At 71.3% G+C, this 22236-nt stretch carries 19 protein-coding genes; 6 read left to right on the top strand and 13 right to left on the bottom strand.

The genetic code is table 11. The features are described from left to right. Positions 1 to 6: 6 nt before the first annotated feature. On the top strand, positions 7 to 1215 hold the full coding sequence (locus ACIQM3_RS33200) for a TetR/AcrR family transcriptional regulator (protein WP_401630970.1): 1209 nt from the start codon (positions 7 to 9) through the stop codon (positions 1213 to 1215). A gap of 81 nt (positions 1216 to 1296) precedes the next feature. Here ACIQM3_RS33200 and ACIQM3_RS33195 read toward each other — a convergent pair whose 3' ends face one another. Next, positions 1297 to 2505 (bottom strand): oxygenase MpaB family protein, encoded by a 1209-nt coding sequence (locus tag ACIQM3_RS33195; RefSeq protein WP_401630968.1) that lies wholly within the window; start codon positions 2503 to 2505, stop codon positions 1297 to 1299. 335 nt (positions 2506 to 2840) lie between these two features. Here ACIQM3_RS33195 and ACIQM3_RS33190 point away from each other — a divergent pair, with 335 nt between their 5' ends. From ACIQM3_RS33190 to ACIQM3_RS33180, 3 genes are all read left to right on the top strand, one after another. Next, positions 2841 to 4475 carry a penicillin-binding transpeptidase domain-containing protein gene (locus ACIQM3_RS33190; RefSeq protein WP_401630966.1) on the top strand — a complete coding sequence of 545 codons (1635 nt, stop codon included), beginning with the start codon at positions 2841 to 2843 and terminating at the stop codon, positions 4473 to 4475. Positions 4476 to 4685: 210 nt separating this feature from the next. Continuing rightward, positions 4686 to 5195: a YbaK/EbsC family protein gene (locus tag ACIQM3_RS33185; protein ID WP_401630964.1), complete on the top strand. Its 510-nt coding sequence runs from the start codon at positions 4686 to 4688 to the stop codon at positions 5193 to 5195. Beyond that, positions 5192 to 6043: an EamA family transporter gene (locus tag ACIQM3_RS33180; RefSeq protein WP_401630962.1), complete on the top strand. Its 852-nt coding sequence runs from the start codon at positions 5192 to 5194 to the stop codon at positions 6041 to 6043. Before ACIQM3_RS33185 ends, ACIQM3_RS33180 begins: the two co-directional genes overlap by 4 nt. A gap of 21 nt (positions 6044 to 6064) precedes the next feature. Here ACIQM3_RS33180 and ACIQM3_RS33175 read toward each other — a convergent pair whose 3' ends face one another. The 6 genes from ACIQM3_RS33175 to ACIQM3_RS33150 form a co-directional block, all read right to left on the bottom strand. Next, positions 6065 to 6547 carry a GNAT family N-acetyltransferase gene (locus ACIQM3_RS33175; RefSeq protein WP_401630960.1) on the bottom strand — a complete coding sequence of 161 codons (483 nt, stop codon included), beginning with the start codon at positions 6545 to 6547 and terminating at the stop codon, positions 6065 to 6067. A 33-nt stretch (positions 6548 to 6580) separates the two neighbouring features. Next, the gene (locus ACIQM3_RS33170; RefSeq protein ID WP_401630958.1) at positions 6581 to 7375 is read right to left on the bottom strand and encodes an SDR family NAD(P)-dependent oxidoreductase; all 795 of its coding nucleotides are present in this window, start codon (positions 7373 to 7375) and stop codon (positions 6581 to 6583) included. Further along, on the bottom strand, positions 7372 to 8532 hold the full coding sequence (locus ACIQM3_RS33165; protein WP_401631267.1) for a serine hydrolase domain-containing protein: 1161 nt from the start codon (positions 8530 to 8532) through the stop codon (positions 7372 to 7374). The genes ACIQM3_RS33170 and ACIQM3_RS33165 overlap by 4 nt, the downstream gene beginning before the upstream one ends. 77 nt (positions 8533 to 8609) lie before the next feature. Further along, positions 8610 to 9380 (bottom strand): energy-coupling factor ABC transporter ATP-binding protein, encoded by a 771-nt coding sequence (locus ACIQM3_RS33160; RefSeq protein ID WP_401630956.1) that lies wholly within the window; start codon positions 9378 to 9380, stop codon positions 8610 to 8612. Then, a complete protein-coding gene (gene cbiQ / locus ACIQM3_RS33155) occupies positions 9377 to 10138 on the bottom strand; it encodes a cobalt ECF transporter T component CbiQ (RefSeq protein WP_401630954.1) in 762 nt (253 codons plus the stop codon). Before cbiQ ends, ACIQM3_RS33160 begins: the two co-directional genes overlap by 4 nt. A gap of 1 nt (position 10139) precedes the next feature. Beyond that, complete coding sequence (locus tag ACIQM3_RS33150) at positions 10140 to 11195, bottom strand: energy-coupling factor ABC transporter permease (protein ID WP_401630952.1); 1056 nt, start codon at positions 11193 to 11195, stop codon at positions 10140 to 10142. 177 nt (positions 11196 to 11372) lie between these two features. Here ACIQM3_RS33150 and ACIQM3_RS33145 point away from each other — a divergent pair, with 177 nt between their 5' ends. After that, positions 11373 to 11735: an SsgA family sporulation/cell division regulator gene (locus tag ACIQM3_RS33145; RefSeq protein WP_401630950.1), complete on the top strand. Its 363-nt coding sequence runs from the start codon at positions 11373 to 11375 to the stop codon at positions 11733 to 11735. A 125-nt stretch (positions 11736 to 11860) separates the two neighbouring features. Here the strand turns inward: ACIQM3_RS33145 and ACIQM3_RS33140 are convergent, their stop codons facing one another. Both ACIQM3_RS33140 and ACIQM3_RS33135 read right to left on the bottom strand, forming a co-directional pair. Beyond that, a complete protein-coding gene (locus tag ACIQM3_RS33140) occupies positions 11861 to 14077 on the bottom strand; it encodes an MMPL family transporter (RefSeq protein WP_401630948.1) in 2217 nt (738 codons plus the stop codon). Between the two features lie 118 nt (positions 14078 to 14195). Further along, positions 14196 to 14768 carry a TetR/AcrR family transcriptional regulator gene (locus tag ACIQM3_RS33135; protein ID WP_401630946.1) on the bottom strand — a complete coding sequence of 191 codons (573 nt, stop codon included), beginning with the start codon at positions 14766 to 14768 and terminating at the stop codon, positions 14196 to 14198. A 178-nt stretch (positions 14769 to 14946) separates the two neighbouring features. Between ACIQM3_RS33135 and ACIQM3_RS33130 the strand changes: the two genes are divergently transcribed. Further along, positions 14947 to 18339 carry a S41 family peptidase gene (locus tag ACIQM3_RS33130; protein WP_401630944.1) on the top strand — a complete coding sequence of 1131 codons (3393 nt, stop codon included), beginning with the start codon at positions 14947 to 14949 and terminating at the stop codon, positions 18337 to 18339. Between the two features lie 210 nt (positions 18340 to 18549). On the opposite strand, the gene ACIQM3_RS33125 is transcribed toward ACIQM3_RS33130, so the two are convergent. From ACIQM3_RS33125 to ACIQM3_RS33110, 4 genes are all read right to left on the bottom strand, one after another. Then, the gene (locus tag ACIQM3_RS33125) at positions 18550 to 18771 is read right to left on the bottom strand and encodes a hypothetical protein (RefSeq protein WP_401630942.1); all 222 of its coding nucleotides are present in this window, start codon (positions 18769 to 18771) and stop codon (positions 18550 to 18552) included. An 86-nt stretch (positions 18772 to 18857) separates the two neighbouring features. Then, entirely contained in the window at positions 18858 to 19742 is an 885-nt protein-coding gene (locus ACIQM3_RS33120; RefSeq protein WP_401630940.1) for an SDR family oxidoreductase, read from the bottom strand. Further along, positions 19739 to 20695 carry an alpha/beta fold hydrolase gene (locus ACIQM3_RS33115; RefSeq protein ID WP_401630938.1) on the bottom strand — a complete coding sequence of 319 codons (957 nt, stop codon included), beginning with the start codon at positions 20693 to 20695 and terminating at the stop codon, positions 19739 to 19741. Before ACIQM3_RS33115 ends, ACIQM3_RS33120 begins: the two co-directional genes overlap by 4 nt. Next, positions 20692 to 22212, bottom strand: a complete 1521-nt coding sequence (locus tag ACIQM3_RS33110; protein WP_401630936.1) for a flavin-containing monooxygenase — start codon at positions 22210 to 22212, stop codon at positions 20692 to 20694. Before ACIQM3_RS33110 ends, ACIQM3_RS33115 begins: the two co-directional genes overlap by 4 nt. Positions 22213 to 22236: the final 24 nt, after the last annotated feature.

Here is a 22236-nt window from a genome sequence, read left to right as displayed (position 1 = left end):
GTGTGATTGACTCCTCCGCATGGCCCCGTCTCCGCTTCCGCCGGTTCGGCCGTGACCGATCCGGCCGCGGCCACCCGGCCCCGCAACCGCAAGCAGCTCATCGTCGAGGCGGCCGGCCGGGTCTTCAGCGAGCACGGGTACCACGCCGCGTCCATGGAGAAGATCGCGGCCGGCGTGGGTATCACCGCGGCGGCCCTGTACCGGCACTTCCCGAACAAGTACGCGCTGTTCGCCGAGTGTGCCGACGTCACGGCGGAGCGGCTCGTCGCCGCGCTCGACGAGGTGCCGTCCGGGGCCCCCTTGGCGGAGGTCCTCGACGCCGTCACCCGCGTCACCGTCGCCCATCGCGCGTCGGGCGGCGTCTACCGGTGGGAGGCCAGGTACCTCGGGGCCGAGGACCGCCGGCGCCTCATGACGAAGTTCGGGTACGTCGTCGGGCGGGTCGACGAGGCGGTGCGGCGCGCCTGCCCGATGCCCGGCGGGCGCCTGCGGGCCATGGCGGCCCTCGGTGCGATCGCGTCCATCACGATGCATCACACCTCGATCGCTCAACGCCGGGCCGAGGACCTGCTGTCGGCGTCCGCCCTGCGTGTCGCCGCGACCGACACCGCGGCGGTCCTGAGGAGCGGCGCACGCCCCGTCGAGCTGCCCGCCCGGACGGTGCCGCGCACGCGACGCGCGGAGATCCTCGCGGCCGCCGTCCCGCTGTTCGCACGGGACGGGTTCGCCAGCGTCACGAACGGGCAGATCGCGGAGGCGGTGGGGCTGGCGCCGTCGGCGCTCTACCGTCACTACGAAGGCAAGGTCGACATCCTCGCGGCGGCGTGCCTCCAGGCGGCGGGACTTCTGGCCCAGGGTGTGGAGCAGAGTCTGCACGGGGTGACCGGGCCGCACGACGCCGTAGCCGCGCTGGCGGCGACGTACGTGGCCTACAGCTTCGAGTACACCGCGCTCAACAGCGTCGCCGAGGCCGAGCTCGCCGGCCTGCCGGGCGAACTGCGGCGGCCCCTGGTCCTCGCACAGCGTGAACACATCGCCGTCTGGGAGCAGCAGCTGCGGCTGGCCCGTCCGGAGCTGGACCCGCGCCAGGCCCGGGTGCTGGTGCACGCGGGGTTCGGGGTGGCGGTCGAGGCGGGACGTGGGCTGCGGTGGCGGGACGGCCAGGACCGCCGTGACGCCGTGACCGCCCTGGTCGTGGGCGCCCTGGGCGTCTGAGGGGACCTCGGTGGATGCTCCCGGGTGCCCACCCCTCGGCGCTGCCGCCGAGGGGTGAAGACCTCTGGGACCGGGGGTGGTTCAGCTCGTCGGCCTGTTCCCGGTCGGGATCGTGATCGGGGTGGTCGTCCCGGACCCGCCTTTGTTGAGGAACAGCATGGCCACGGCGCGCAGGAACTGGTCGAACATGTAGAAGGCGCCGGGCATGACGGGCGACAGCCCCTCACGGAACAGGATGAAGGCCGGCCACACGGTGCGGACCAGGGCCGCTGCCGCGTAGTCGCGCGGCAGTTTCAGCCAGTCCCCGACCTCGTTGCTCAGGGCGTAGCGCACGAACTCGTTCAGGAAGCCGCGCGTGACCCCGAGATCGATCTCCGCGGTCAGGCCGAGCAGCACCTCGGCCAGGTCGAGGCCCTCGGGCGTCGGGGCGAGGATCGGGGTGAGCACCTGTGCCGACTGCGCTTCCGCGGCCGCCCAGGTCTTCGGGATGTACTCGGTCGGCACCCCGAGCAGGTAGATGGCGACCTGCCAGGAGTGCAGGAACGCCTCCTCGTCCGCGGCCGACATCGGGATCTTCCAGTCACGCATCTTCCTGTGCACGAAGGTGCCCAGGCTGTGGAAGGTGACCAGGATGTCGGCGACGCTGATCGGGATGGTCTGGTCGGCGCCGTTCTTCCAGTGCGGCGACTGCGGCAGCAGGTGACGTACCGCTCCGTGCACCAGCCGTGTCTTGTTGGCGGTGACGATGAACTGCCCGCTCGGCTCGAAGGCGCGCGTCTGGGACAGGTCGTAGCCGAAGGTGAACGTCTTGGCCGCACGGTCCTTCATGTCGGCGCCGCCGAAGGACCAGTAGACGCTTCTGGCCTCCCGCGGGATCACGGTGCTCATGATGCCGCTGCCGAGGCCGTAGAGCATGAACAGGTAGGTGTCCTTGCGCCGGTTGAAGTCGGCGGCGCGGGTCAGCTTCGCGGTGTCGGCCCAGGCGGGCAGCTTGTTGAAGGTCCGCAGATGTGTGGTGAGGGCGGCCGGCAGCCCACTGGGCAGTGGGTCACCGTTGTTCACCCACTTCTCCATCGCGGCGTTGACCGATGGGATCTGGCCGTTCTCGAGCAGCGACACCATGAGAGGGTCCGTCGCGCTGTCCCAGACGTACTCCGGATCGGCTCCCGAGCCGGTTCCGGCCACCGAGTCCGCCGACGCCCACGCCCACGCCTTGGCGGGGGCCGCCACCCCCACGAGGCCGAGCGCGGCGCCGAGGGACAGGATGCTTCGCCTGTTGAGATCGTGCATTTACTTACCCACTTCCCAGCTGGACCAGAAGACGCTGTGTGCCGTTTCTGGCTTGCGAGTTGCACTGCCACCACGTTCCGGATCGTGCTGAGTGATGTGATTCTCGATTAACATAGCGACCCGTGCCATCGCGGGCAATGGTCGTGACCGACACCGCGCGACCGAGCCTCGGCGATGTGGGTCCGCGCCGAGGTCAGGGCGTCGAGGCGCCACCTCCCCAGCGCATCCCGGTCCGGTAACAACCCCTCAGGACCCACTCCCGTCCCGTAAAGTGCCGAGGGAACGCCCTTCTTGAACATGTTCAAGAAGGGCTCCTGGGGAGGGGGACTGCACAGATGCGCAGTGGAGCGAAGGTCGCCGTGGTCGGCGGAGTGTTCGTACTGGTGGCCGGAGGACTCGGCTACGGCGTGTACGAGGTGGTGCTCGGAGGGAGCGAGTCCGGGGGGATAGGGAACGCCTCCGAGTCCTCCGAGGTGAAGACGGGGCCTCCGGACAAGGAGGAGACCGAGGAGACGGCCAAGGGCTTCCTCGATGCGTGGGCGTCGGGTGACGCGTCGGCCGCCGCCCTGCTCACGAACAACGAGTCCGTCGCCGAGCCGCTGCTGGCCGGTTACGCCGACGAGGCCCACGTCACGAAGGCGGTGATCACGCCGGGTGCCGCCGTCGGCACGAAGGTGCCGTACACGGTCAAGGCGACCGTCTCCTACGACGGGAAGACCAAGCCCTGGTCGTACTCCTCCGAGCTGACCGTGGTGCGCGGCCTGACCACCGGCAAGGCGCTCGTCGACTGGCAGCCCGCGGTGATCCATCCGCAGCTGACCGAGGGGGCGTCGCTGAAGACCGGCGAGTCCTCCTCGGCGGCGATCGAGGCCGTCGACCACAACGGCAAGGTGCTCGACAAGGAGACGTACCCGTCGCTCGGGCCGATCCTGGACTCCCTGCGCGAGAAGTACGGCGACAGGACGGGCGGTTCACCGGGGATCGAGACCTGGATCGAGCCGGCCGACGAGCAGCTCCCGGACACCACGCTGCTGACGCTCGCCAAGGGAAAGCCCGGCAGGCTGCAGACGACGCTCGACGCGGGCGCCCAGGCGGCGGCGGAGAAGGCGGTCAAGCAGTTCAGCGGGGCGTCGGTGGTCGCCGTGAAGCCGTCCACGGGCTCCATCCGCGCCGTCGCCAACAACCCGGCGACCGGCTTCAACGCGGCGATGCAGGGCAAGCAGGCGCCCGGCTCCACGCTGAAGATCATGACCGCGGCGATGCTCCTGGAGAAGGGCCTGGTCACGGCGGGCGGGGCGGCGGAGTGTCCGAAGGAGGTGCGGTACTACGAGAGCACGTTCCACAACCTGAAGAACTTCGAGCTGCCCGCCTCCAGCAGCTTCACCACCAGCTTCGCCCGCTCCTGCAACACGGCCTTCATCAAGAAGATCGACGACGTGGAGGACGACGCCGCACTCGCCAAGGAGGCCCGTGAGGTCTTCGGGATCGGCCTCGACTGGAAGACCGGCGTCGTGTCGGTCGACGGCAGCGTGCCCGAGGCCACCGGCGGGGTGGCGGCGGCGCAGTACATAGGCCAGGGCACCGTCCAGATGAACGCGCTCAACATCGCGTCCGTCACGGCGACCGCCCGCACAGGAACGTTCCACCAGCCCGTGATCGTCCCGCAGTCCCTCGACGACCGTCAGCTCGCCACCGCGTCCCGTTCGCTTTCACAGAACGTCACCGGGCAGCTGAACGACATGATGCGGGCCACCGCCTCCTGGGGCACCGGCAAGGCGGCCATGGCCTCGGTCGGCGGCGACAAGGGCGCCAAGACGGGCTCCGCCGAGGTCGACGGGCAGTCCACGTCCAACAGCTGGTTCACCGGCTTCAGCGACGACCTCGCGGCAGCGGCGGTCGTCCAGTCCGGCGGCCACGGCGGCGACGCGGCCGGCCCGGTGGTGGCGGCGGTGCTGCGCGCGGGGTCCTGAGGCTCGGGTGCGCCCGGAACGGAAGAACCCGCTCCGGGCGCACGCACATACCGGCCCCGGTCCGCACGGCCGCGGTCAGGATGCTTCGAGCCTGGCCGATTTGATCGGGGACAGGTTCGGTTACCGGCCGCGTGTCCGCCACGGGTGAGGATCGGCACAGCCGGGGGGACGCCGTGGTCCGACCCCAGGACCGTTCAGTAGCGTGCGCCTATGAGCACTTCCGGGACCACCCCCTCCACGACCTCGTCCGATGCCCACCCCCGGTTCGCCGAAGCACTGCGGGAGCTGGGCCTGGACGTCGAGGTACGCCGCTTCCCCGACGCCACACGCACCGCGGTCGAGGCCGCCGCGGCGATCGGCTGCGAGCTCAGCCAGATCGTCAAGTCCCTGATCTTCGAGGCGGACGGTGTCCCCGTCCTGGTCCTGATGGACGGCTCCTCCCGGGTGGACGTCGAGCGCGTGAGGGCCGAGCTCGGCGCCGGAGAGGTCAAGCGGGCCGGAGCCGATCTGGTCCGGGAGACCACCGGGTACGCGATCGGCGGGGTCCCGCCCTTCGGGCACCGTACGAAGACCCGGGTGCTGGCCGACCGGGGGCTGCTCGGCCACACGACGGTCTGGGCGGCCGCGGGCACCCCGCACACGGTCTTCCCGCTCGACCCCGGGAGCCTGGTCGAGCTCGCGGGCGGCACTCTCGTGGACGTCCGCGAGCGAACCGCGTGACCCCCCTGGTGGCGGCGGCCGTCCTGGCCGCCGCGATCACGCACGCCAGCTGGAACGCCATCGCCCACGCCATACGTGACCAGTTGGTGTCCTTCACCCTGATCTCCGGCGGCGGGGCGCTGATCGGGCTCCTCCTGGCCTGTTTCGCCCCGCTCCCGGCCGCCGGTGCCTGGCCGTACCTGCTCGTCTCCGCGGGTCTTCACGTGGCGTACATGCTGCTGCTGATGCGCTCGTTCACCCTGGGCGACTTCGGCCAGATGTATCCGATCGCCCGGGGCACGGCCCCGCTCGTCGTGACGGTCCTTGCCGCCGTGTTCGTCGGGGAGCGCCCGGACGGCTGGGCGACGGCGGGTGTCGCCGTGGCCTCGGCGGGGCTCGTGGGGCTGGCGCTGTGGGGCATCCGGGGCTCCGGCAAGCGCCCCCACTGGCCGGCGATCCTGGCGGCCCTCGCGACGGGTCTGGCCATCGCCGGCTACACGACGGTCGACGGTGTGGGGGTGCGCGCCTCGGGAACACCGTTCGGCTACATCGCCTGGCTGATGATCCTGGAGGGGATCGCCATCCCCGCCTACGCGTTCTGGCGCCGCCGGGGTGAACTGTTCCCCCAGCTCACCCCGTTCGCCGCGCGGGGGCTGCTGGGAGCCGCCCTGTCGGTCGCCGCGTACGGTCTCGTCCTCTGGGCGCAGACGAAGGCGGCTCTCGCCCCGATCGCCGCGCTCCGCGAGTCCTCGATCATCGTGGGCGCCGCGATAGGGACCCTGTTCTTCAAGGAACGGTTCGGGGCTCCGAGGATCGCCGCGGCCGGGCTGATGGTGGTCGGCATCGGCCTGATGCTGCACACGAGTTGAGCGGGGCGGGCCGGCGGGACGTCACCGTACGGCCGATGCCGCCAGCTCCACGACCACCTCGCCGTCCTCCTCCTCGCCCGTGGGCCGGAAGCCGAGCGAGGTGTAGAGCTCTCCGGCCGCCGTGTTGACGGGATCGTAGGAGAGCCGGAGCACCTCGCAGCCCTCCTGCTCCGCCAGCCACCCGGCCAGCGTGCGTACGACGGCGCGGCCGACGCCCCGGCCCTGTTCGGGGCCGTCGACGAGCATTCCGCCGATCCAGTACGAGCCGTCCTCGTCCCTGGCCCACATCACGTGTCCGGTCACGGCGTCGTCCCCGTACACCGCGAGCGAGTGCCAGGTGTCCTCGCGCAGGGTCAGCAGCAGATAGCGGGCCGCCAGTGCGGGAGCGTGGGCGCGCTGGGCGTCGAGGGGCGCGATGTCGGCGACCGCACGCCAGTTGGCGTCGTCGACCGGGCGCAGGGTGACGCGCCGGCCGGTCCGGTCCATGAGTCCGTGGTCGATCATCCGGGCAGGGTAGGCAGCGGGCCGGGGCTCCGGCTACCGGGTTTCCTGGTCCCCGTTCATCGCCGCGCGGAAGGCCGTGTTGACGGCGAGCAGGCCGCCGTCGACCCGCAGTGTGGTGCCGGTGATCCAGGCCGCGTCCTGGGAGGCGAGGAAGGCGACGGCGGACGCGATGTCGTCCGGCTCGCCGACCCGCCCGAGCGGGTAGAGCGCGGCGGCCCGCTCCAGCTCGGCCTCGCGGCCCGCCCAGGCGTCCGTACGGACCGTGCCGGGCGCGACGAGGTTGACGCGGACGCCGCGGGGTCCGGCGTGGCCGGCAAGGGTGCGGGTCAGGCTGGCCAGGCCCGCCTTCGCGGCGCTGTAGGCGTGGCCGCCGAAGTCCTGTTCTCCGTTGACCGAGCCGATGTTGACGACGGAGCCCCGGCCGGAGGCCACCAGGTGCGGCAGTGCGGCGCGGGAGCAGCGGTAGGGGCCGGTCAGGGTGATGTCGAGGCTGCGGGCCCAGACCTCGTCCGCCTCGTCCTCGAAGAGCGGGGCGTCCACATGGTCGGCGTAGGCGTTGTTGACCAGGACGTCGAGCCTCCCGAAGGCGGCGGCCGCGTGGGCCACCGCTGCCTCGACCGCCGCCCGGTCGCCCACGTCGCAGGCCAGGGCTTCGGCGGTGCCGCCCGTCGCGCGTATCCCGGCCGCCGTGCGCTCGGCGCGGTCTGCGTCCAGGTCGGTGACGAGGACGGCCGCCCCCTCGGAGGCGAGCCGGCGGGCGGTGGCCGCCCCGATGCCTTGTCCCGCGCCTGTGAGGAGGGCGGCGTATCCGTCGAGGCGAGGAGTCATAGCGCCGACCGTACTGCCCGGACCAGGGCCTGGGCACGGGGATCGGCGGTAACTCCCTTCTGCAGACCGTTCGTCACATAGCCGAGCGCTATGCCCGTTTCGGGGTCGGCGAAGCCCAGCGAACCACCGCGCCCGGGGTGTCCGAACGATCCTGGGGCGAGCAGCGGCGCCGCAGGGCCGTGCAGCATGTAGCCGAGGCCGAAGCGGGTGCTGACGACCAGCACACGGTCCGGCCCCGCTGACTCCTCGGTGCGGGCCAGGGTGAGGGTGGCGGGGGCGAACAGCCGCTCCCCGTCGACCTGGCCGATCATCGCGGCGTAGCAGCGGGCGAGGCCGCGCGCGGTGGCGATGCCGTTGGACGCGGGGAGTTCCGCCGCGCGGTAGTCCGGGGCGTTCTCGTCGGGGAAGGGGTCGATCGCTCCGAAGGCGCGGCGGGTCAGCGAGGCCGGATCGGCGTAGGCGTCGACGACGGAACGCTTGGGGCGCATGCGCAGAGCACCGCTGCCCTCGGCCGGCGGGGGTTCGACGGGGCCGATCCGCCCGATGCGGTGCGCCTCGTCGGCCGGGAGCCCGAACCAGAAGTCCAGGCCGAGCGGGCGTGCGATCTCCTCCGCGACCCAGCGGCCGATGGTGCGCCCGGTGACCCTGCGCACCAGTTCGCCGACGAGCCAGCTGTAGGTCTGGGCGTGGTATCCGTGGTCGGCGCCGGGCTCCCACTGGGGCCGCTGGGCGGCGACGGCCGCGGCTCCGGTGGTGCCGTCCGCCGCCTCCTGGGGTGTCAGCGCCCGGTCGAGAGCGGCCAGCCCGGCCCGGTGGGCCAGGAGGTGGCGTACGAGGACGCGCTCCTTGCCGTTCGCCTTGAACTCCGGCCAGTACGTGCCGACGGGGGCGTCGAGGTCCACCTGTCCGCGCTGGTGCAGCAGCAGCGGCACGGCGGCGGCGACTCCCTTGCCGGCGGAGCGGACGATCTGGACGGTGTCCACGGCCCAGGGTTCGGTGCCGTCGACATCTCTCGTACCGGCCCACAGGTCCACGACCTTGCGGCCGTGGCGGTAGAGGGCCACGGCCGCGCCCCGTTCCCCGCGCTGTTCGAAGTTACGGACGAAAGCGTCCCGTACCGCCTCGAATCCCGGCGCCACCGTGCCCCGTACGTCCACACCTGCTACCGCGCTCCCGCTCATCCCCCCATGGTGCATCGCGCCGCAGGTGGAACGGGTGGCGGGTCACCTCCTGTTCACGAACGCGGCACGGACACGGAACGCGGGTCGAAGCCGAAGGGCAGCTCCAACCGGTGCCTGCGCATGAGGCCTTCGTCGCACAGGAGGTCGTGCGTGCGGTCGTCGGCGGCGATCACCCCGTCGCTGAGGATGACGGCGCGTGGGCAGAGTTCGAGGGCGTACGGCAGATCGTGGGTGACCATCAGCACGGTGACGTCCAGGGAGCGCAGGATGTCGGCGAGTTCACGGCGGGAGGCCGGGTCCAGGTTCGAGGAGGGCTCGTCCAGGACGAGGATCTCCGGCTCCATGGCGAGGACGGTGGCGACCGCGACCCGGCGGCGCTGGCCGAAGGAGAGGTGGTGCGGGGGCCGCGCCGCGTACTCCTCCATGCCGACCTGCTCGAGCGCGGTCATGACCCGCTCCTCCAGCTCGGGGCCGCGCAGGCCGGCCGCCGCGGGCCCGAAGGCGACGTCCTCGCGGACGGTCGGCATGAAGAGCTGGTCGTCGGGGTCCTGGAAGACGATGCCGACACGGCGGCGGATCTCGGCGAGGTGCCGCTTCTCCACCGGCAGCCCGGCGACCCGGACGGTGCCGGCGCCCGCGTCGAAAATGCCGTTGAGGTGGAGGACGAGGGTGGTCTTGCCCGCGCCGTTGGGGCCGAGCAGCGCCACGCGTTCACCGCGGGCCACGGTCAGGTCGACGCCGAAGAGGGCCTGATGGCCGTCGGGGTAGGCGTAGGCGAGGCCGCTGACCTCGAGGGACGGCGCGGGGGCGGTGGGCAGGCTCATACGGTCCATCCCAGCAGACATACGACAAGGGCGAGCACGGGGAGTGCCGCGGCGTGCGCCCACTGGGTGCGGGACGCGGTCACCTCGTCGATCACCGGCATGGTGCCGGTGTAGCCGCGGCTGACCATCGCGAGGTGGACGCGCTCGCCGCGCTCGTAGGACCGGATGAAGAGGGCGCCCGCCGTCTTGGCGAGGACGCTCCAGTGCCGCACCCCGCTCGCCTCGAAACCCCGGGAGCGCCGTGCGATCGACATCCGGCGCAGCTCGTCGGTGATGACGTCGCCGTACCGGATCATGAAGGACGCGATCTGGACGAGCAGCGGCGGCAGCCGGAGCCGCTGGAGGCCGAGCAGCAGGGAGCGCAGCTCGGTGGTCGAGGCGAGGATCACCGAGGCGGCCACGCCGAGGGTGCCCTTCGCGAGGACGTTCCAGGCGCCCCAGAGGCCGGGGACGCTGACGGAGACACCGAGCAGCTCGGTCTGCTCCCCCGGCACGACGAACGGCATGAGCAGCGCGAACGCCACGAACGGCACCTCGATGACCAGCCGCTTCAGCAGGAATCCGGCGGGGATCCGGGCCACCGCGGCGACAGCGGCGAGCAGCACGGCGTACAGCCCGAAGGCCCAGACGGCCTCGCGCGGGGTGGAGACGACGACCACGACGAAGCAGAGGACGGCGGCGAGCTTGCAGTGTGGCGGCAGGGCGTGGACCGGCGAGTGCCCGTGCCGGTAGAGCTTGTGGGCGTGTCCGGCTCCCATGTCAGACGGACTCGGTGGTGCGGGGCTCGGTGGCCTCCGGCGCCCGGCGTCGGCGCACGGCCCAGAAGACGCCGCTGCCGACGGCGACGGTGGCACCTACGCCGATCACTCCGGCGAGGCCGCCGGAGAGGCGGGCGTCGGTGATGTCCTTGACGCCGTAGTCGGCGAGCGGGGAGTCCGCCGCACCGTGTTCCCGGACCTTCTCGTCGATCCCCTTGTCGGCGGCGACCTTCTCCAGGCCGTCGGGGTTCGCGGAGGCGTAGAAGGAGACGAAGCCCGCGAGGACGAGCGCGGCGGCCAGGCCGGTGGCCCACACCTTGCGGGTGGATCGGGCGGCGACGGGGGCGGGCGAGGGGGCGGCCGCCGGTGCGTCGACGAGTTCACCGCCGATGCGGAGCTTGAGCGGGGCGCTGAGACCGCGCGCACCGTGCACCAGGTCGGGGCGCACAGCGATCACGGCACCGACGGTCAGCGCGGTGATCGCCGCCTCCCCGATGCCGATCAGGACATGGACGCCGACCATCGCGGTGAGCACCTTGCCGATGGGTACGTCGGTGGTGCCGCCGATCGCGTATATGAGGGTGAACGCGACGGCGGCGGCCGGCACCGAGACGAGCGCGGCCACGAAGGCGGCGGCGGTCGTCGAGCGGCGGGTGCGGGGCAGCACACGGGTCAGCCCGCGGAAGAGTGCGTAGGCGACGACGGTGGTGACGACCCCCATCACCGTGATGTTCACGCCGAGCGCGGTGAGGCCGCCGTCGGCGAAGAGGATCCCCTGCATCAGCAGGACGACCGCTATGCAGAGCAGCCCCGTGTAGGGGCCGACAAGGATCGCGGCCAGGGCCCCGCCCAGGAGGTGTCCGCTGGTGCCCGCCGCGACCGGGAAGTTCAGCATCTGCACGGCGAAGATGAACGCGGCCACGAGCCCCGCCAGCGGGGCGGTCCTCTCGTCCAGTTCACGCCGGGCACCGCGGAGACCGACGGCGACCGCGCCTGCGGCGACGACACCTGCGACGGCGGAGACGGGTGCGTTGATGAAACCGTCGGGTACATGCATGGAGTGGCTCCGCTTCGGGCGTTACTGCTGGCGGGGTCGGGAAACGCTCCATGATAGAGCCCTGTTGCAAATAATTCGCAAGAGCGCAGGGACGACAACTACCCCAACCCCCAACATGCCCAAATAGGAATATATGGGACATTAGGGGGAGAGTTTTTCGCACAGGAGGAGCCGGCCATGTCCCTCGTGATCCAAGAACACGCCCGAGCCCGGCTCATCATCGATGGCCCGGACCCCCGGCCGGTCCCCGTCGAACTGCGCTGCGACCCCGAGGATCCGGGGACCGTCCGTGTCCGGCTCCCCGGAGGCGCCGACCGGACCTTCGACCTCGACCTCCTGGAACGCGGGGTGCGCTCCCCTATCACCCGCGGCGACATACGGATATGGCCGTGCGGCCGGGCCCAGCTGATTTTGGAACTGCACTCCACGGACGGTGTCGCCGTCCTCCAGTTCGACATCGCCCCCGTCATCCGCTTCCTGTCGCGGATCCGCGCACAGACGGCGAAGCGCCCGCCGGCCGCCACCGCCACCCCCGCCTGAGCAGGGATGAGCCCCCGTGCCGTGTGCACGGGGGCTCATCATCGCCCCGGTCCCCCGTCCCCACAGGTAACCGGCGCTCCGGGGCCGCGCTCCGCTCGGACGCGGGCCCCGGGGTCTCGGGCGGGTCAGACGCGGACCAGCTCCCGCTCCCCGCCGCCCTCGGCCGGACCGTCCTCGGAGAGGTCCTTGCGCAGGCCCTCGCCCTCTACGTCCACGTTGGGCAGCGCACGGTCCAGCCAGCGCGGCAGCCACCAGGCACGCCTGCCGAGCAGGGCGAGCACCGCCGGCACGATGGCCATCCGTACGACGAAGGCGTCGAAGAAGACGGCGATGGCCAGCGAGAAGCCGATCATCTTGATCATCTGCTCCGAGGAGCCGATGAAGCCGGCGAAGACGGCCATCATGATCACGGCGGCCGCCGTGACCACCCGGGCCCCGTGCTTGAAGCCGGTGACGATCGCCTGTCCGGGCGTCTCCCCGTGGACGTACGCCTCACGCATCCGTGTGACCAGGAAGACCTCGTAGTCCATCGCGAGACCGAAGACCACACCGACCATGAAGATCGGCATCATGCTCATGATCGGACCGGTCTGCTCGACCCCGAAGAGCGATCCGAGCCAGCCCCACTGGAAGACCGCGACGACGGCACCGAGAGCCGCGACCACCGAGAGCAGGAAGCCGAGGGCCGCCTTCAGCGGGACGAGAACCGAGCGGAAGACCACCATCAGGAGCAGGAAGGCCAGACCCACGACGAGCGCCAGGTAGGGCAGCAGCGCGTCGTTCATCTTCTGCGAGAAGTCGATGTTCATGGCCGTGGCGCCGGTGACCAGCACCTCGGCACCGGTGTCGCTCTTGACGTCCTCACCCGCGTCACGGATGGCGTGGACCACGTTCTCCGTCTCGACGGAGCTCGGCCGGTCCTTGGGGATGACCGTGATGGTCGCGGTGTCGCCGGCCTTGTTGAAGGTGGCCGGGGTGACGGCGGCGACTCCGCCGGAGCCTTCGATCTCGTCGGAGACCCGGTTCACCGCGGCCTTGCCGTCGGAGCTGTTCGTGGTGTCGACGACGACCATCAGCGGACCGTTGAACCCGGGACCGAAGCCGTCGGAGAGCATGTCGTACGCCTGGCGCTGCGTGGTCGACTTCGGCTGGGCGCCGTCGTCCGGCAGACCCATCTCCAGCGAGGCTGCCGGTACGGCGATGGCGCCGAGGCCGATGACGCCGGCCAGCAGGACCCACACAGGCCTGCGCAGCACGAACCGTGCCCAGCGGGTGCCCATGTTCGGCTTCGCCTCGGGCTTGTTCTCCGCCTCGGCGGCCTTGCGCGCCCTGCGTCCCATGACCCGCTTCCCCGCGAAGCCCAGCAGCGCCGGCACGAGGGTCAGCGCGATGAGGACGGCGACGGCGACGGTGCCCGCGGCGGCGAAGCCCATCTTGGACAGCATCGGGATGTTCACGACGGCGAGGCCGACCAGAGCGATGACCACGGTGAGGCCCGCGAAGACCACCGCGGACCCGGCCGTTCCGACGGCACGTCCCGCCGCTTCCTCACGCTCCCGGCCCTCGGCCAGTTCGGCCCGGTAGCGGGAGACGATGAAGAGCGCGTAGTCGATGCCGACCGCGAGGCCGATCATCATCGCGAGGGTCGAGGTGGTGGAACCCAGGTCCAGGACGTTGGCCAGCGCGGTGATCGTGGAGACCCCGATGCCCACCCCGATGAGCGCGGTCAGCAGCGGCAGCCCGGCTGCGATCAGCGAGCCGAAGGTGATGACGAGCACGACGGCGGCGATGGCGACGCCGATGATCTCGGTGACGCCCGTCTCCGGCATCACCTGGAGCGCGTCACCACCGATCTCGACCTTCATGCCGCTGCTCTGCGCGTCGTGGCCGGCGTCCTCCAGAGCCTCACGCGTCCCGTCGGTGAGCTCCATGGAGCTCACCTTGTAGGAGACGGAGATGTACGCGGTGGAGCCGTCCTTGCTGACGGCGTTCGCCTGGTACGGGTCGGCGACCGAGGCGATCTGGTCCGAGCCGGACTTCAGCTTGCCGACGATCTCCTGGATCTCGGCCTTGTCGGCGGCCGCGGTGACCTTCTCGCCTTCGGGCGCCTTGAAGACGACCCGGGCGGTCGCACCGTCGGCGCTGCCTCCGGGGAAACGTTCATCCAGCAGGTCGAAGGCGCGCTGGGCCTCCGTGCCGGGGATCGAGAAGGAGCTGGAGGTGGCGGTGGCCGCGGAGGTGGCGCCGAATCCGGCCAGCGCCAGCAGAGCCACCCAGATGAGGGCGACGTAACGGCGGCGCCGGAAGGCGAGCCGTCCCAGTTTGTACAGGAATGTAGCCACGGAGGGGTACTCCCGGTCAGGTCGTTGAGTGGAAGAGGGCGTGAGGAACCAGCCCGACGACGAGAGCGGCGTGTCAGGTGGAGCGTCGGGGAGACGGTCTTACGGGTAAAGGGGGACGTCAGACGCCGAGGGCGGGGAACACCACGGCTTCCGCGTAGTCGGTGAGGAAGGCCTGGTCGACAGGCCGGTCCTCGACCAGTTCACGAGCGGCGAACGCGCCGATCATCATGTGCGGTACATAGGGAAGCGCCGGATGGTCCGCACGCACTTCGCCTCTGTCCACGGCTCGCTGGAGCATCGATCCGAGACCGGTGATCTCCGGCTCGATCAGCAGCTCGCGCAGCGCCTGGAAGAGATCGGGGTTGTTGTGGACGGCATGGCTCAGACCCCGCAGCAGCGCGGAGTTCTTCTCCATCTTGCAGTCGTCGGTCTGCCCCATCACGGCGAGGAAGTCACCGCGGAGCGAACCGGTGTCGACATCGGCAAGGTGCACCGGCTTGTCGTTCCGGAGTGCCTTGACGACCAGCTCGGCCTTACTCCCCCACTGGCGGTAGAGGGTGGCCTTGCTGGAACGGGTGCGGGCGGCCACGGCGTCCATGGTCAGGGCTTCATAGCCGACCTCGCCGAGCAGGTCGAGCACGGCGGAGTACAGCTCGCTCTCGCGTTCGGGCGTGAGCCGGCTGCGCGCCATGGGTCGACCTCCTCTTCCTCGCGTCCGCTGGATCGTACGTCAGCCGAAGATCAACTAACAGAACGAAACTGTTTCGTACACCTTGAAGGTACTCCCCTACCCGAGCGAAACGGGACAGTTTCTCTTGTGTCCTGCACCACAAGTTGCCGCGGGCCCTCCACACGGAAAGCATTGGAGGGTGAGTGACGACGTCGCGTATCTCCGTTTCCCGCACCTCCACAAGGACTTGCTCTGCTTCGCGGCGGAGGACGACCTCTGGGTCGCCCCTCTCGCCCCGGCGGGGCAGCGGCCCGGCCGGGCGTGGCGGCTGACTGTCGACCGGACCAGGGTCAGTCATCCGCGCTTCTCGCCCGACGGGGGCCGTATCGCCTACACGACTTGGCGCACGCTGGATCCAGAGATCCACCTCGCCCCCGTCGACGGCGGGCCCGCCCGCAGACTCACCTATTGGGGGTCGACCGACGCCCGGGTCTGCGGCTGGAGCCCCGATCCGGGGGACTCGTCCCAGATCCTCGCCGTGTCCTCGCACAATCAGCCGTTCTCGTACTTCTCCTGGGCGTACAGCGTCCCCACCGACGGCAGCCCCGGTGGCAAGCTCCCCTGGGGGCCCGTCTCCGACATCGCGGTCGCCGACATCGACGGCGAGCGCCGCACCCTTCTGCTCACCGGGAAGCCGCCGCACGAGCCGGCGGCCTGGAAGCGGTACCGGGGCGGCGCCACCGGCCGGCTCTGGCTCCACGGCGAGCGGCTGCTGCCGGACATCGGCGGGCACCTGGACGCGCCGATGTTCGTCGGGCGCCGGATCGCCTTCCTCTCCGACCACGAGGGCGTCGGCAATCTGTACTCCTGCCTGATGGACGGCAGCGACCTGCGCCGGCACACGGACCACGACGCGTTCTACGCCCGGCACGCCTCCAGCGACGGCAGCAGGGTCGTCTACCAGTGCGCCGGTGATCTGTGGCTGGTCGAGGACCTGGAGTCACCGGACGCGGTACCCCGGAAGCTGGAAGTGCGGCTCGGAGGCCCCCGCACCGGTCGGCGTACGTACCAGGTGCCGGCGTCCAGCCATGTCGACTCGCTGTCCGTCGACGAGACGGGCCGGGCCAGCGCCGTCTCCGTGCGCGGCAGCCTGTACTGGCTCACCCACCGTGACGGCCCCGCCCGCACGATCGCCGACACCCCTGGGGTGAGGGTCCGGCTGCCGGAGATGCTCGGCAGCAGCGGCCAGGTCGCGTACGTCACGGACGCGGAGGGGGAGGACGCGGTCGAGATCGCCTACCTCCCCCGGGCCAGCGGCGACCGCCCGCCCCGCCGGCTGGCCGCCGGGCGGCTGGGCAGGGTCCATGAGCTGATCTCCGACCCGGAGGGCGAGCGGCTGGCCATCGCGTCGAACGACGGCCGGCTGCTGCTCCTGGACACGGCGGACGAGGCTGAGGCCGGGGTCGTCGAAGTCGTCGAGGTCATCGAGGACCTCGAGAGCGGGCGCGTCGAAGGCAGCATCGTGGAGGCCGAGGCCAAGGACGTGGGGGTCACGGACACCGGGGCCGGGGTCACCGAGCTCATCCGCTCCGTGAACGGCCCGGTCCGCGATCTGGCGTTCTCCCCCGACGGACACTGGCTGACCTGGTCGCACCCCGGTGTCGGCCGGTCGCTGCGGCAGATCAAGCTCGCCCGGATCACCGGCCCGGACGCCCCGGTGATAGTCGATGTCACCAACGGCCGCTTCGAGGACGAGAACCCCGTCTTCACGGGCGACGGCCGCTATCTCGCCTTCCTCTCCTGGCGCGGATTCGACCCGGTGTACGACGTCCACACCGGCGACCTCTCCTTCCCGCTCGGCTGCCGCCCGTATCTGGTCCCCCTCACTTCCGCCACCCCCTCCCCCTTCGCCCTGCTCCCGGACGGCAGGCCAGCGGCGGGCGGCCTGGACCCGGTGGACATCCCCGAGGGCACGGTCGAGGGGCCGACGGTCATGGTGGAGTTCGAGGGGCTGGAGAACAGGGTGACCCCGTTCCCCGTCTCCGCGTCGAAGTACTCGGGACTCCAGCCGGTCAGCGGCGGCGGCCTCGTCTGGCTGCGCTGGCCGATCTCCGGGGCGCTGGGCGAGACCTTCGCGAACCCGGCGGACATGTCGGGCCGGCCCACACTGGAACACTTCAACATCGCCAAGGCCCGCAAGACCGAACTGGTCGGCCACCTCGACTGGTTCGCGGTCAGCGGCGACGCGACGCGGCTGGTCGTCATGGACGACGGCGAGCTGCGCGCCGTGCCGTCCAACGAGCCGGGCGACAACGACACGACCGTCTTCCTCGACCTGCGCCGCATCCTGCACGACGTCGACCCGGCGGCAGAATGGCGCCAGGCGTACGGGGAGGCGGGACGCATCACCCGGTCCTACTTCTGGGAACCGGACATGTGCGGCATCGACTGGGAGGGCGTACTGGAGCAGTACCGCCCGCTGGTCGAACGGGTCGCCTCCCCCGACGAGTTCGCCGACCTGCTGCGCGAGGTCCTGGGTGAGCTGGGCACCTCCCACGCGTACGTCTCCCCCGCCCGCCGCAACGAGGGCCCCCCGCACTACCAGCGGGCGATCGGGCTGCTGGGCGCCAACCTCGTGTGCCGGGACGGGGACTGGACGGTGCAGCGGATCCTGCCCGGCGACTCCTCCGACTCCAAGGCCCGGTCGCCGCTGGCCGGTACGGGGATCCGGGAGGGCGCCGTACTCACCCATGTCGACGGCCGGCCGGTCGACCCCGTGGCGGGGCCATACCCGCTGCTGACGGCCGCCGGCGGCACCACGGTGGAGCTGACGTTCCGCCCGGCCGGGGGCGAGTGCGGCGGCCGGTCCCGGCGCATCGCACTCGTCCCCCTGGTCGACGAGCGCCCGCTGCGTTACCAGGACTGGGTGGCCAAACGCCGCGAGGTCGTACGGGAGTTGAGCCACGGGAAGTGCGGGTATCTGCACATCCCCGACATGGGCGGCTCCGGCTGGGCCCAGTTCAACCGTGATCTGCGGCTCGAGGTGTCGCGCCCCGCGCTGATCGTGGACGTACGGGGCAACGCGGGCGGCCACATCAGCGAGCTGGTCGTCGAGAAGCTCACCCGCGCCATCCTCGGCTGGGACCTGACCCGCAACGCCCAGGCCGTCAGTTACGCGTCCAACGCGCCCCGGGGGCCTGTCGTCGCCCTCGCCGACGAGGCCACCTCCTCCGACGGGGACATGATCACGGCCGCGTTCCGGCTGCTGAAGATGGGACCCGTGGTGGGACAGCGCACCTGGGGCGGCGTGGTCGGGATGACCGGCCGGCACAAGCTCGGCGACGGCACGGTGATCACGGTGCCGATGAACGCGGCCTGGTTCGACACGTACGGCTGGTCCGTCGAGAACTACGGCGTCGAGCCCGACCTGGAGGCGCTGCGCACCCCGCTGGACTGGGCGGAGGGCCGCCACGCGGTGCTGGACGACGCGGTCAGGATCGCCCTGGACCTCCTGGCCGCCCACCCGGCGTCCACACCCCCCTCCTACGACACGGCCCCGAACCTGCGCCGACCGCCCCTGCCCCCGAGATAGCGCGGCCGAGCCGTAGTCAGCCCCTTGGGGGTCCCCCCGGACGAAGTCTGGGGGAGATTGAGGAGCGGGGTCCGGGGCGGAGCCCCGAGACCCGCGCCGCGCAGGCCCGCCCTGTCACCGCACGCGCACCGCACCCTGCGCACGCGGAAGGGGCGTACCCGGAAACCCGGGTACGCCCCAACAGACCGCGGACGCTAGACGCGTCAGCCGTCAGCGCTCAGAACGCTCACGCGTCCGGTCCGCAGCGTCCTGCGCGCGGTCCCGCGCCTCGGGCCGACGGCCCTGGGCCTGGCCCTGGGCCTTGCCCTGGGGACGGCGCGGGGCGTCGGCGGAACGCTCACGCGCCTCGTCCCGCTTGCCGCCCGCCTTCTGCTGCTTGGCCTGGTCGGCGAGCTCCTGCGCCTTGTCCTTGAACTGGTCTGCGATGCCCATGCTGTTCACTCCTATGTGGGTGCGTGGGGTCGGCCCCGGTGGGACCTCGCTCAGACTTACACACCCGGACATTCACCGCATTTCGATCATCCGCGCTGCACTCGCGCCTTCTGGTCGGCCTCGCCGCCGGCCCCCACGAGCCCCTTGCCGACACCGTCCAGCCGGGACCCGAAGCGCTTCATCTCGCGCTGTCCGACCGCCCCTATCACTGCCGGGAGATACCCCCGGATCGACTGCATCCCCCGCAGCCACCACTGGGCGTACACATGCGCGGAGCGCCGTTCGATCCCGGCCACGATCCGGTCGACCGCCGGGCCGAGGGGGTACGTGCGGTTCGTCGGCCACGGCAGCCGCTGCCTCAACTCCCGCATGACGTCGTCCTCGTCGGCACCGCGCACCATGTCCGTGTCGGTCCAGGACAGGTAGCCGACCCCGACCTTCACGCCCCGGTAGCCGACCTCGCCGCGCAGGCAGTGCGCGAACGCCTCCACACCCGACTTGGACGCGCAGTACGCGCTCATCATCGGCGCCGGGGTGATGGCCGCCAGCGACGCTATCTGGAGGAAGTAGCCACGGCTCTCGATGAGCACCGGCAGGAACGCCCGCGCCGTCACGGCGCCGCCTATCAGGTTGACCTCGATGACCCTGCGCCACGCCACCGGGTCGGAGTCCACGAGCGGACCTCCGGTGGCGACGCCCGCGTTGGCGACCACGACGTCGATCTTCCCGAAGCGCGCCTTGACCTCTTCGGCGACCCGGCTCATCGCCTCATGGTCGGTGACGTCCGCGTGCCAGTGGTCGCTCGGTGAGTGCAGCCGCTCCGAAACCTTCTTCAGCTCGTCCGGCTCCAGGCCGACGAGCGCCAGCGTGGCGCCGCGCGCCGACAGCTTGCGGGCCAGCAGCTCACCCACGCCCCGCGCCGCGCCCGTGACGACGACGACCTGTCCTTCGAGACTCCGCCTGCCGCTCATGCGACCTCCTCCTCGCTCACGGCTTCCGCCGCACTGCCCGCACCGTCCACAGTGACGTACAAGGCCACCAGCTCGCGTAGCTTCGCCGTGACCGCCTCCGGCGCCTCCACGGGCGTCATGTGGCCCATGCCCGCCAGCTCGGTGAGCCCGAGGCTCTGCGGCAGCGCCGCCTCGATGGCCCTCGCGTGCACGGGCGGCGTCAGCCGGTCCTCCGCACCCGCGATCACCGCGGTAGGGAGCCGCAGTTCCCGCAGACGCGCCTCGAGGTCGAGCTCCGCGAGCACATGCCCCCAGGCGACACGTGCCCTGCGAGGACACGCGTGAACGATCCTGGCACAGGCATCCACCCGTTCCGGGGCAGAACCGCGCCCCATCGTGGCGTACTTGAGAATCCGCCTCGACACCGCGTTGACGGGCCCGAGCGGCGCGCTCGCACCGAGGACCGCCGCGGTCATCCGGGTCCGGAGGGCGCCGGCCCGCAGCGGGAGCACCAGCGACTCCGCCGTCAGGCGCGAGCTTCCGGTGCTGCACAGCAGCACGGCCGCCCCGTGCTCCCGTACGGCGGCGCGGCCGGCCGCCGCCATCAGCGTCATCCCGCCCATGGAGTGTCCGCCGAGCACGGCCTTCTGCCCCGGGGCGAGCGTGGCCTTCAGCACCGCCTCCAGGTCGTCGGCCAGCGCCCGCGTGCTGTAGCCGCCGGGGCCGGGGTCGGGCGTACGCCCGTGGCCCCGCTGGTCGTAGACGACGACCCGGTGGTCCACCGCGAGGTCCCGCACCTGGGCGTCCCAGAAGCGGGTGTTGCAGGTCCAGCCGTGGGCCAGGACCACGGCGGGGGCGTCCTCGGGTCCGTGCAGTTCGACGTGGATGCGAGACCCGTCGGCGGAGACGACGCTCAGTTCGCGTGCGGCCACGGGTATGAGCGGGGTCTCCGCCCGCTGGGTCAGCCTGCTCATCGTGCGGCCTCCTCGGTCACGGCCTGTGCCGCGGAGTGGACGGCGGGAGGACGGACGACGTCGTACTCGCCCAGGTCGACCGAGCGGGTGGCCCGCCGGAACTCCGCCGTGGTGCCCGGCCAGACCGTGGTGTTGCGCCCGTCGGCGTCGAGGTACCAGCTGGTGCAGCCGCCGGTGTTCCAGACGGTCCGCTTCATCCGTTCCTGGACCCGGTGGTTCCAGGCGCCCACGGCGGCCGGCCGCGCGTCGAGCGCGACGCGCCCGCCCAGGACGTCCAGCTGGCGCATGAAGTCGGCCATGTAGTTCAGCTGGGACTCGATCATGAGGATCATCGAGGAGTTCCCGAGCCCCGTGTTGGGGCCGATGATCGTCATCCAGTTCGGGAAGCCGGCGGCGGTCGCACCCCGCAGCGCCTGCATCCCGTCCTTCCAGGACTCGGCGAGGGTGATGCCGTCGGCGCCGACGACCCGGGTCGCGATCGGCATGTCCGTCACATGGAAGCCGGTGCCGAGGATGATCACGTCGGCCTCGGTCTCCGTGCCGTCCGACCCGACCAGCGTGGAACCCCGCACCTCGGAGAGGCCGGAGTCGACCACGTCCACATTCGGCTGCGCGAGCGCCGGGTAGTAGGCGTTGGAGAGCAGGATGCGCTTGCAGCCGATGCGGTACGAAGGGGTCAGCTTGGCCCGCAGCGCGGGGTCCTTGACGGCCCGCGCCATGTTCGACTTGGCTATCGTCTCGACGAGTCCGAGCTGGTTGGGGTGCTTGGTGAAGGCGCCCACCTGCAACTCCCGGATGCCCCACAGGAGTCCGCGCCGCGCGGTGGCCGTGAAGGGGAGCGCCCGGTGCAGCCACTTCTCGGCACCGCTGATGGCGCGGTCCATGCGGGGCATGACCCACGGCGGGGTCCGCTGGAAGAGGGTGAGCCGGCCGGCCTTCGGCTGGATCTCCGGGACGATCTGGATCGCGGAGGCACCGGTGCCGACCACGGCGACGCGCTTGCCGCTGAGGTCGTAGTCGTGGTCCCACTGCGCGGAGTGGAAGACCTTGCCGGGAAATTCGGCGAGCCCCGGTATGTCCGGCAGCTTCGGGTCGGAGAGCGGACCGGTGGCGGACACGACGGCGTCGGCCGTGATCGTGGCGCCGTTGGCCGTCTCGATCACCCAGTGCAGCTCGTCGTTGTCCCAGCGCATGACCGAGACTTCGTGGTTCAGCCTGATGTGCGGGCGCAGCCCGAAGGTGTCGGCCACGTGCTCCAGGTAGGCGCGGATGTGCTGCTGCCCGGAGAAGGTGCGCGGCCAGTCGGGGTTGGGCGCGAACGAGAACGAGTACAGGTGGGACGGGACGTCGCAGGCGCAGCCCGGATAGCTGTTGTCCCGCCAGGTGCCGCCGACGGCACCGGCGCGTTCGAGGACCAAGAAGTCGGTGATGCCTTCGCGGCGGAGCCGGACCGCGGCTCCGAGGCCCCCGAATCCGGATCCGATCACCGCCACTCGTACATGCTCGTGCTGGGCCATGCTGCCGCCTCCCCGCGGTACGTG

It is taken from the genome of Streptomyces sp. NPDC091271, from assembly GCF_044757505.1.
Lineage (GTDB): Bacteria > Actinomycetota > Actinomycetes > Streptomycetales > Streptomycetaceae > Streptomyces.
This window is presented reverse-complemented; position numbering and strand designations above follow the sequence as displayed.

Excerpts from the sequence above, each read along its gene's own strand:
- ACIQM3_RS33195 (WP_401630968.1), bottom strand. The coding sequence starts at position 2,505 with ATGCACGATCTCAACAGGCGAAGCATCCTGTCCCTCGGCGCCGCGCTC.
- ACIQM3_RS33190 (WP_401630966.1), top strand. The coding sequence starts at position 2,841 with ATGCGCAGTGGAGCGAAGGTCGCCGTGGTCGGCGGAGTGTTCGTACTG.
- ACIQM3_RS33185 (WP_401630964.1), top strand. The coding sequence starts at position 4,686 with ATGAGCACTTCCGGGACCACCCCCTCCACGACCTCGTCCGATGCCCAC.
- ACIQM3_RS33175 (WP_401630960.1), bottom strand. The coding sequence starts at position 6,547 with ATGATCGACCACGGACTCATGGACCGGACCGGCCGGCGCGTCACCCTG.
- ACIQM3_RS33170 (WP_401630958.1), bottom strand. The coding sequence starts at position 7,375 with ATGACTCCTCGCCTCGACGGATACGCCGCCCTCCTCACAGGCGCGGGA.
- ACIQM3_RS33160 (WP_401630956.1), bottom strand. The coding sequence starts at position 9,380 with ATGAGCCTGCCCACCGCCCCCGCGCCGTCCCTCGAGGTCAGCGGCCTC.
- cbiQ (WP_401630954.1), bottom strand. The coding sequence starts at position 10,138 with ATGGGAGCCGGACACGCCCACAAGCTCTACCGGCACGGGCACTCGCCG.
- ACIQM3_RS33150 (WP_401630952.1), bottom strand. The coding sequence starts at position 11,195 with ATGCATGTACCCGACGGTTTCATCAACGCACCCGTCTCCGCCGTCGCA.
- ACIQM3_RS33145 (WP_401630950.1), top strand. The coding sequence starts at position 11,373 with ATGTCCCTCGTGATCCAAGAACACGCCCGAGCCCGGCTCATCATCGAT.
- ACIQM3_RS33135 (WP_401630946.1), bottom strand. The coding sequence starts at position 14,768 with ATGGCGCGCAGCCGGCTCACGCCCGAACGCGAGAGCGAGCTGTACTCC.
- ACIQM3_RS33125 (WP_401630942.1), bottom strand. The coding sequence starts at position 18,771 with ATGGGCATCGCAGACCAGTTCAAGGACAAGGCGCAGGAGCTCGCCGAC.
- ACIQM3_RS33120 (WP_401630940.1), bottom strand. The coding sequence starts at position 19,742 with ATGAGCGGCAGGCGGAGTCTCGAAGGACAGGTCGTCGTCGTCACGGGC.
- ACIQM3_RS33115 (WP_401630938.1), bottom strand. The coding sequence starts at position 20,695 with ATGAGCAGGCTGACCCAGCGGGCGGAGACCCCGCTCATACCCGTGGCC.
- ACIQM3_RS33110 (WP_401630936.1), bottom strand. The coding sequence starts at position 22,212 with ATGGCCCAGCACGAGCATGTACGAGTGGCGGTGATCGGATCCGGATTC.